Source organism: Roseovarius sp. (genome assembly GCF_018066915.1).
Classification (GTDB): domain Bacteria; phylum Pseudomonadota; class Alphaproteobacteria; order Rhodobacterales; family Rhodobacteraceae; genus Roseovarius.
In genome coordinates, this window is record NZ_JAGPVV010000288.1 from 1 (window position 1) to 6,405 (window position 6,405).

Below are 6,405 nucleotides of genomic sequence, written 5' to 3' on the forward strand. Positions count from 1 at the left end.
AGCGGAATCGAAATCGCTCCGATCTTCCAGATGGCGATATGCGCCGCCGCGCACCAACCGCCCTGAGAGCGCAGCACGCCCACCCGGTCGCCCCGCCGCACACCGCGCGCCAGCAGCACCTGCGCCAACCCATCCGCCATGGCCCGCAGCGCGCCATAGCGCACATCGCGCGGCCCCTCGCCCGAGAGGTCAAGGATCGCCACGCGGTCTGGCTCGGCCTCGGCCCACCTGTCACAGACCTGCGCCGCCATGTTCAGCCGCGCCGGAATATCCCAACGAAACCCAGCAACAAGCGCGCCATAAGGCGCAGGCCGCAGTAAAGGGCGCATCCCGCTCATGACGTGGCCTCTGCCACGTTCACATGCGCCACCCGCCCATAGGCATCAACGAAATATTCATAGCGCCCGCAGACCACCACCAGCCACAAATCGGCGCTTGTCGCAGGGCGCGCGGCGCAATCGCTGCGCGCAGCACCTTGCCCCGCCTCCTCCAGATAGCGGGCGGCGACGCGCTCGATCACCGCTGTCTCGGTCGTGAGCACCGCCCGCCCCCCGAGCAAGAGCCCGATCCCGGCCACCGCCGCGATCAGCGCCAGCACCGGCACAAAAAAGAGGCGGCGCGACATGGGATCATTCCCCCATCTGGCTCGATTGCAGATAGAGCATCTGGCGCGCGGTCTCATGCAGGTGGCAACTGACCGAGGCCGGACCTGCCCCCGTCCCGCCGCCCCATTGCGACGCCACATAGGCACATTTCGCATCGCGATACCCGATCCACGCCCGCTGCATGTCGCGCAGCGCATCGGCCTGTTTGGGGGCAAAGGACATCGCCTCGGCATCCTCTACCTTCAGCTTTGCCGAGAGCTTCTGATATACCTCGTTGAGCCAGCCATCCCAGGCATCCCGCTCGTAATCGGTGCAGGCCCCCATGCCGACAGTAGAATATCCCCCCGGCGTGGCGTTGATACATTGCTCGGCCGCCAGACCCGCACATTCCTCGCCGCCGCCCGCCTGCAAACAGGCCTCGACCGGCGCGATGTCGAATATGAGGTCCTGCGCCATGGCCGGAACCGGCAGCAGCATTGCGGCAAAGATGATCCCTCTCATGCCATCGCTCCCATCAACTCGCGGCCTACCAGCATACGCCGGATTTCCGACGTGCCCGCCCCGATTTCCATCAGCTTCGCATCGCGGAACAGGCGCGCGACCGGCGCATCGGCCAGAAATCCCGCGCCGCCCATCGCCTGCACCGCTTGGTGCGCCTGCACCATCGCCTGCTCTGACGCATAGAGACAACAGGCCGCCGCATCCTGCCGGGTCACATCACCGCGGTCACAGGCCTTGGCCACCTCATAGACATAGGCCCGCGCCGAATTCATCGCCGTGTACATATCCGCGATCTTGCCCTGCATCAGTTGGAAATTCCCGATAGGCTGGCCAAACTGCTTGCGCTCCGCCAGATAGGGCATGATTTCGTCGAGACAGGCCGCCATGATGCCCGTGCCGATCCCCGCCAGCACGACACGCTCGTAATCGAGGCCCGACATCAGCACGCGCACGCCCTTGCCCTCTTCGCCCAGCACATTCTCGAACGGCACTTCCACATCGTCAAAGATCAACTCGGCGGTATTGCTGCCGCGCATCCCCAGCTTGTCGAAATGGGGCGAGGTGCTGAACCCTGTCATTGTCTTTTCAATCAGAAACGCCGTGATCCCCTTGGCTCCTGCCTCGGGGTCGGTCTTGGCATAGACCACCAGCGTATCGGCATCCGGCCCGTTGGTGATCCAGTATTTGGTACCATTCAGAACATAGCGATCATTCCGCTTTTCCGCGCGCAGCTTCATGCTGACCACATCGCTGCCCGCGCCCGCCTCGGACATGGCCAGCGCGCCGACATGCGCGCCGCTGATGAGGCCGGGCAGATACTTCTGCCGCTGCGCCTCGGTGCCATTGAGCTTGATCTGGTTCACGCAGAGGTTGGAATGTGCGCCATAACTCAGCGACACAGACGCCGAGGCGCGCGCAATCTCTTCCACCGCGACCACATGCGCGAGATAGCTCATCCCCGCCCCGCCATATTCCTCGGGCACCGTGATACCCAAGAGGCCGAGATCCCCCATCTCCCGCCAAAGCGCATTGGGAAAGGCATTGCTGCGGTCCACCTCTGCGGCCATCGGCTTGACCCGTTCCTGCGCCCAGCGATGCACCATCTCGCGCAGGGCATTCACATCCTCGCCCAGATCAAACTGCATGACCGCATTGAACATCGCGCTTCCTCCTCCGAAACGGATTTATTGAACACTTGTTCATTTTATACACAGATGCCCGCACCCGTCAATCACAAGCCTGCCACGCACCTGCGCATCCCTTGGGCAGAGCACCGCCGACACAGAGCCATTTTTTAGATTTTTCAGACTTTGTCCCCTGACTTGCCATATTTGGCATGCAATACTTGTGAAAACCCGACTTTCAAGGCCCTCAGAATGGCACATGCAGAGATCAAGACCGTGGCGCAATGGGCGCGGGGCACCGATTGGCGCCTCACGCTTCAGCATTCTTGCCCCGATCACGCGCTGATCTGGATCACCCGTGGTCAGGGAATCGCCATCATCGACGGGGTGCGGCGCGGCATCGGGGTGCATAACGCGCTGGCCATCCCCGCAGGCACGATGTTTTCGCTCGATCTGGGCAAAACGGGCTTTGGTCAGGTCTGCCTTCTGCCCGCTGGCGGCCCGATCCTGATGCCGGATAGCGCCCAACACCTGCGCATCCGCGAAGTCACCAGCCAGAACGAACTCACCGCCATTCTCGAGGCGATGCAGCGCGAACAATCCGCGCACCGGCCTTTCATGGACGAGGCGCTCAATGCTCAGGCGCGCATGCTCACCGTCTGGCTGCGCCGGGCGATGATTGCCCAAGGTCCGCAGGAGCGGCCCAATTCCAGCGACCGAATGATGCAGGCCTATGCCGCCCTTGTGGCGCGCGATTACACCAGCGGGCGCGCCATGGCGGTCTATGCCCGCGCGCTGGGTGTCACGCCCACCCATCTCACCCGCGTGTGCAAACAGGCCTCTGGCCTCACCGCCGCAGACCTCTTGACCGAACGCAGCCTGCACGCCGCCCGTGACATGCTCGAGGCGGGCGATCTGCCCATCGGCCAGATTGCAGCGAGCCTCGGGTTTGGCAGCGCGGCCTATTTCTCGCGCTTCGTGCTGCAACACACTGGTCTTACCCCATCCGCGCTGCGTCAGGCCGCGACCACGCGCAAGCCGATGGCCGTGCCGCTCTGACCGGGCATCGGGCCGCACAACGGGTTGCGCTTTGAGCATACCCATTATCTAATGCGTCAAGACCCATCGCCCCGCGTTTCACGAAAGCCCCTGATGCCGCGCCAGACACCTCCCGCTCCGCACCCCGCCGCCCTCCGCGATGCTCACTCCCTGCGCGCGGGCCGGATGCAGCGACGCGAGTTTCTGACGCGCGCCACCGCCCTCGGCCTCAGTGTCAGCGCCGCCTACGCGCTCGGCGGCCTCACACAACCGGCCAAGGCCCAGACCACACCGGCGCAGGGTGGCACGCTGCGGATTCAGCAGAATGTGAAACCCCTCACCGATCCGCGCAGCTATGATTGGAGCGAGCTGGGCAATCAAACCCGTGGCTTTCTGGAATATCTCGTTGAGTATCAGAGCGATGGCACCTTTACAGGCATGTTGCTCGACCGCTGGCAGGTGAATGAGGACGCGACCCGCTACCTCCTCCATCTGCGCGCCAACGTGACGTGGAACAATGGCGATCCCTTCACCGCACAGGATGTCGCCCGCAACATCGCCCGTTGGTGCGACACCACGTCCGAGCGCAATTCGATGGCGGGCCGCTTTGCCGGGTTGATCGACCCCGACACCGGACAGGCCCGCACAGGCGCCATTACCGTGCTTGATGATCTTACCCTCGTGCTCAGCCTCTCGCAGCCCGATATCTCGGTCATCGCCAATATGTCCGACTATCCCGCCGCCATCGTGCATCAGAGCTATGAGGGCGGCGATCCGTTTCTCAATGGCATCGGCACCGGCCCCTTTCGCCCCGTCAGCCTCGTGCCGGGCGAGCGTTGCGTGCTTGAACGCCATCCCGATCACCGCTGGTGGGGAACGGATGTGTTTGGCGGGCCCTACCTTGACCGGGTGGAATTCGTTGATCTCGGCCTCAACCCCTCCGCGTGGCTCGGGGCTGCGGAACGCGGCGAGATCGACCTTCTCTATGAAACCGTCGGCGATTTCATCGACGCCATGGACAGTATCGGCTGGACCCGCACCCGCGCCGAAACCGCCGCCACCACCGTCATCCGCGCCTCGCAAACCGCGCGCCTCGTGGGCACCAACCCCTATCTCAAGCGCGACATTCGCCGCGCCATGGCGCTCGCCGTCGATAACGCGATCTGCCTCGAACTGGGCTATGGCGGGCGCGGTACGGTGGCCGCCAATCACCACGTCAGCCCGATTCACCCCGCCTATGCCGATATTGGCCCCGCCCCCCATGACCCGACCGAGGCCCGCGCCATCATCGAGGCAGCAGGCCTTCGCGGCTTTGAGCATGAGCTTGTGACCGTCGATGACGAATGGCAGCGCAACACCGGCGATGCGGTCGCCGCACAACTGCGCGACGCAGGCCTCACCGTGCGCCGCAGCATCCTGCCCGGCCCGGAATTCTGGGCCAATTGGCGCGAGTTTCCCTTTTCCGCGACCCAGTGGAACCACCGCCCGCTCGACGTGCAGGTGCTCAGCCTCGCCTATCGCTCCAACGCCGCCTGGAACGAGAGCGGCTTTGCCAATGAGGAATTCGACACGCTGCTGGACGAGGCCAACCGCCTCAGCGACCCGGATCGCCGCCGTGGTGTCATGGCGCGGCTGCAAACCATCCTGCGCGACGAGGGCGTGATCATCCAGCCCTATTGGCGCGCGCTCTTCAATCACCACAATGGACAGGTGGTGAATGCGCAAAAGCATCCTTCAAACGAAATCCATCTCTACCGGATCGGATTTGCCGCCTGAGGGGGCGCAGGCTCAGCTTCCCAGAATAACCTTCACGTAATTGCGGGTCTCTTTGTAGGGCGGCACGCCACCGTATTTCGACACAGCCCCCGGCCCTGCATTATAGGCCGCAAGCGCCAGTCGCCACGACCCAAAGGTGCGATACTGCTCCGCCAGATAGCGCGCACCACCTTCCAGATTTTCGCGCGGATCATGCGGATTGACCCCCAGATTGCGCGCCGTATCCGGCATCAACTGTGCAAGGCCAATCGCGCCCTTGTGCGAACGTGCATCCGCCCGCCAGCCGGATTCCTGCTGCACCAGCCGCAAAAACAGATCCTCGGGCACCTGATAGCGCCGCGCCGCCTGTTTCGCCATGTCGAGGTAAGGGCCACGATACGGACCCCGGAACATCGGGGACAGATCGTCCCACATCGTCGGCGTCTTGACCCGCTCGGGCTGCAGCCGCACCGAATTGTTGTATTGCTGCCGCGCCCTTGTATCCAAGACCTTGGTCTGTGATTTGAAGAGGCTCACGCGGCTCTTGCTCGAGAGCACATCCGCCTCCGTAACACCCGGCACAATCAGCCCAAAGGCCACAAGCGCGCTTGCGATCCACCGCATTCCTGTTCTGTCCCCATCCGTGTCTCTGGCGGCACTATAGGCAATCTTGCGCGGAATTCGAGACTTCATTTTGCCCCTTTGCCCCGGATTGGCAGGTTTCGTCGCATTTATCGACAATTTTAACCTTTCCTTCACGCCAATGCGGTGGTGTAACCGTCAGACGCGAACCACGGCATGATTCAAGGAGGGCGCGATGTCCGGCTCTGTCAACAAGGTAATTCTCATCGGCAATCTGGGCCGCGACCCCGAGGTCCGGACCTTTCAGAACGGCGGCAAGGTGTGCAACCTGCGCATCGCCACCTCCGAGACGTGGAAGGATCGCAACTCCGGCGAACGCCGCGAGCGCACCGAATGGCACACCGTCGCCATCTTCTCCGAAGGTCTGGTGCGCGTGGCCGAGCAGTATCTGCGCAAAGGCTCCAAGGTCTATATCGAGGGCAAGCTGCAAACCCGCAAATGGCAGGATCAATCCGGTCAGGACAAATACAGCACCGAAATCGTGCTTCAGGGCTTTGACTCGACCCTCGTCATGCTTGATGGACGCGGCGAAGGTGGGGCCAGTGGTGGCGGCGGCGGCAGCTATGGCGGCGGTCAGGATCAGGGCTACGGCGGTGATTATGGCGGCGATTACGGGTCTGCCCCGGCACCTGCTTCGGGGGGCGGCGGTGCCCGACCCTCACGTGATATGGATGACGAAATCCCGTTCTGACGCCCGGCTTTAACCCGCCCTTAACGGTCCCTGCGCTCTGATCGGGCGC

8 protein-coding genes are annotated in these 6,405 nt (G+C 63.4%); 3 read left to right on the forward strand and 5 right to left on the reverse strand.

The genetic code is table 11. From position 1 onward, the window contains the following. The 4 genes from KBT70_RS16065 to KBT70_RS16080 form a co-directional block, all read right to left on the reverse strand. The coding region (locus KBT70_RS16065; RefSeq protein ID WP_296636278.1) for an AMP-binding protein at nt 1–338 on the reverse strand (338 nt) is incomplete at its 3' end. Beyond that, the gene (locus tag KBT70_RS16070; RefSeq protein ID WP_296636281.1) at nt 335–625 is read right to left on the reverse strand and encodes a hypothetical protein; all 291 of its coding nucleotides are present in this window, start codon (nt 623–625) and stop codon (nt 335–337) included. The genes KBT70_RS16065 and KBT70_RS16070, both read right to left, overlap by 4 nt. Nucleotides 626–629: 4 nt before the next feature. Beyond that, nucleotides 630–1,106 (reverse strand): lysozyme inhibitor LprI family protein, encoded by a 477-nt coding sequence (locus KBT70_RS16075; RefSeq protein ID WP_296636283.1) that lies wholly within the window; start codon nt 1,104–1,106, stop codon nt 630–632. Then, nucleotides 1,103–2,266, reverse strand: a complete 1,164-nt coding sequence (locus tag KBT70_RS16080; protein WP_296636286.1) for an isovaleryl-CoA dehydrogenase — start codon at nt 2,264–2,266, stop codon at nt 1,103–1,105. Before KBT70_RS16080 ends, KBT70_RS16075 begins: the two co-directional genes overlap by 4 nt. A gap of 216 nt (nt 2,267–2,482) precedes the next feature. Here KBT70_RS16080 and KBT70_RS16085 point away from each other — a divergent pair, with 216 nt between their 5' ends. Both KBT70_RS16085 and KBT70_RS16090 read left to right on the forward strand, forming a co-directional pair. Then, nucleotides 2,483–3,289 (forward strand): helix-turn-helix domain-containing protein, encoded by an 807-nt coding sequence (locus tag KBT70_RS16085; protein WP_296636289.1) that lies wholly within the window; start codon nt 2,483–2,485, stop codon nt 3,287–3,289. Between the two features lie 165 nt (nt 3,290–3,454). After that, nucleotides 3,455–5,044, forward strand: coding sequence for an ABC transporter substrate-binding protein (locus tag KBT70_RS16090; RefSeq protein ID WP_296636290.1), 1,590 nt, complete (start codon nt 3,455–3,457; stop codon nt 5,042–5,044). Nucleotides 5,045–5,056: 12 nt separating this feature from the next. Here the strand turns inward: KBT70_RS16090 and KBT70_RS16095 are convergent, their stop codons facing one another. After that, complete coding sequence (locus tag KBT70_RS16095) at nt 5,057–5,647, reverse strand: lytic transglycosylase domain-containing protein (protein ID WP_296636293.1); 591 nt, start codon at nt 5,645–5,647, stop codon at nt 5,057–5,059. A 193-nt stretch (nt 5,648–5,840) separates the two neighbouring features. On the opposite strand from KBT70_RS16095, the gene KBT70_RS16100 reads away from it, so the two are divergent. Next, a complete protein-coding gene (locus KBT70_RS16100) occupies nt 5,841–6,356 on the forward strand; it encodes a single-stranded DNA-binding protein (protein ID WP_296636296.1) in 516 nt (171 codons plus the stop codon). Nucleotides 6,357–6,405 lie beyond the last annotated feature (49 nt).

Excerpts from the sequence above, each read along its gene's own strand:
- KBT70_RS16075 (WP_296636283.1), bottom strand. The coding sequence starts at position 1,106 with ATGAGAGGGATCATCTTTGCCGCAATGCTGCTGCCGGTTCCGGCCATG.
- KBT70_RS16085 (WP_296636289.1), top strand. The coding sequence starts at position 2,483 with ATGGCACATGCAGAGATCAAGACCGTGGCGCAATGGGCGCGGGGCACC.
- KBT70_RS16070 (WP_296636281.1), bottom strand. The coding sequence starts at position 625 with ATGTCGCGCCGCCTCTTTTTTGTGCCGGTGCTGGCGCTGATCGCGGCG.
- KBT70_RS16095 (WP_296636293.1), bottom strand. The coding sequence starts at position 5,647 with ATGCGGTGGATCGCAAGCGCGCTTGTGGCCTTTGGGCTGATTGTGCCG.
- KBT70_RS16080 (WP_296636286.1), bottom strand. The coding sequence starts at position 2,266 with ATGTTCAATGCGGTCATGCAGTTTGATCTGGGCGAGGATGTGAATGCC.
- KBT70_RS16090 (WP_296636290.1), top strand. The coding sequence starts at position 3,455 with ATGCAGCGACGCGAGTTTCTGACGCGCGCCACCGCCCTCGGCCTCAGT.
- KBT70_RS16100 (WP_296636296.1), top strand. The coding sequence starts at position 5,841 with ATGTCCGGCTCTGTCAACAAGGTAATTCTCATCGGCAATCTGGGCCGC.